The organism is Exiguobacterium sp. TNDT2, from assembly GCF_003331145.1.
Taxonomy (GTDB): domain Bacteria; phylum Bacillota; class Bacilli; order Exiguobacteriales; family Exiguobacteriaceae; genus Exiguobacterium.
Genome location: NZ_QLVE01000054.1, coordinates 1 through 2,065, shown reverse-complemented (window position 1 = coordinate 2,065; position 2,065 = coordinate 1). Strand labels below are relative to the sequence as shown.

The window sequence follows — 2,065 nt, the reverse complement described above, 5'->3', positions numbered from 1 at the left end:
CATCAGCTTGGAAGGCTGAGGTTTTACCATTAAACTACACCCGCATGGTTCAAATGTGTCGGCTGTAAAAGCGACTACAATCAATATACATCTATACTTTTAGGAAGTCAATACTTTTGAAGAAATTTATTTGATAGCTTATGAAATCCATACTTAATGGTATATGAATACATATAATTCCCTTATCTCTCTTCTTCAAATCATATCTCACTATAAGATAAACGTCGCGGTATAAAAATATCCTGCCGACTCTGTCGGCAGGAAGTTCTATTACAATGACGATGTCTTTGGTTCCCGAAGCAAATGTTTAATATCTCGGAACGTGACGAACGTCTTGTTTTTAGCATCATAAAGCTTATAGCGCAGCGACTTCAAACTAGAAAATAGTCCGATTGTCGTAGCCTTTTGTAACGGCGGTGTCGACGTATGAGCTTGTTCAAGGTTATAGTTCGGTACGCGTGGGCTCAAGTGATGCACGTGGTGGAAACCAATGTTTCCTGTTACCCACTGCAACACTTTCGGCAACTCGTAGTACGAGCTTCCTTCAATTGCAGCTTTCACATAGTCCCACTCGCTCTCGTCCTCAAAATACGAGTCTTCGAACGTATGTTGGACGTAGAACAACCAAATCCCGAGGACGCCTGCTGTGAACATCGTCGTTCCTTGGACAATCAAGAACGCTTTCCATCCGACGAGCGCGATAACGAGCGCATAGAGTACAACGAGCGACAGGTTGATGAGATACGTGTTGTTCCGTTCTTTTTTACGAGCGTCTTTCCGGTTAAAACGGCTCGTAATGAGAATCAAGAACAATGGACCGAGACCGAACATGACGAGCGGGTTACGATACAGACGATATTGGAGACGTGTCCATTTCGAAGCTGCGACGTACTCTTCGATTGTCATGACCCAAATATCACCGACTCCCCGTTTATCCAAATTTCCACTCGAGGCGTGGTGAATCGAATGCTCTCGTTTCCACTTCTCATACGGGAATAACGTCAAGATACCCATGATTGTCCCGACGATGGCGTTCGACTTCTTATTCTTGAAAAATGAACCGTGTGTGCAGTCGTGGAAAATGATAAACATCCGGACGACGAAACCAGCTGCCACGATGGCGAGTGGGATGGCCACGAAGACCGAAATTTGGAGCGCCTGATAGGCAAGGATCCAGGCGGCAAGAAACGGCAGGATCGTGTTGATCATCTGCCGGACGCTCTTCTTCGCGTCGGCCTTTTCAAACGGTGAGACGTGTTTCCGGAGCTGGGCGATTTTTTCTTTACTCATGTACAACTTCCTCCTCAATTATATACAGCGCTGACGACTACAAAATGAAATATGAAACCAAATACACTATGAAATTGACGACGGCATCCATCGCCATAAGAATCAATTTGTCATAAAATATTATTACCAGGTAATTATACCACATCAAATATAATAAATCGTTCACTCACGATTAGTATTTGAAGTAATTATTCTTTCCTTTGCAATAACAATCACTGCAATTTTCTATGATGTCCGGAGAGGAAAAAACGATATTCAATCACTGCTCGCGAGGTGATTTTTCTCATGCGAAAAAGGAACAAGAGCTTCCTCCAAGCAAGTAGAGGTGTTCGGACGGATTGGCGACCGAGAACGAAGAAGAACTCTTTATTCTGAATAATTTCGAGCCTCATTACTTAGACACATTTGATGAAATAGCGTTGACGTCATACGAAGAGTCATCTCATTGATGATTCTTCCCTTTTACTTTAGCAAAGGCAATGAATTTCATTTTGGCTTAACCTTTTACAAATTACATATAACACAAAAAAGACCCTAGCCTCAGCTAGGATCTACGGATACCGGTGGTCGGAGTCGAACCGACACTCCAGAGGAACACGATTTTGAGTCGTGCGCGTCTACCAATTCCGCCACACCGGCATATTATGTTGGAGGCGCCAGTCGGAATCGAACCGACGATAGAGGAGTTGCAGTCCTCTGCCTTACCACTTGGCTATGGCGCCAAATTGAATGGAGCGGAAGACGGGATTCGAACCCGCGACCCCGACCTTGGCAA

At 44.3% G+C, this 2,065-nt stretch carries 1 protein-coding gene and 2 tRNA genes; all 3 read right to left on the bottom strand.

The window, feature by feature from the left end; genetic code table 11:
• Window positions 1–270: 270 nt before the first annotated feature.
• On the bottom strand, window positions 271–1,290 hold the full coding sequence (desA, locus tag DPV68_RS14405) for a Delta(5) desaturase DesA (RefSeq protein ID WP_114167460.1): 1,020 nt from the start codon (window positions 1,288–1,290) through the stop codon (window positions 271–273).
• Between the two features lie 558 nt (window positions 1,291–1,848).
• Window positions 1,849–1,929: transfer RNA gene (locus tag DPV68_RS14400), tRNA-Leu, on the bottom strand.
• A gap of 9 nt (window positions 1,930–1,938) precedes the next feature.
• Window positions 1,939–2,012: transfer RNA gene (locus tag DPV68_RS14395), tRNA-Cys, on the bottom strand.
• Window positions 2,013–2,065: the final 53 nt, after the last annotated feature.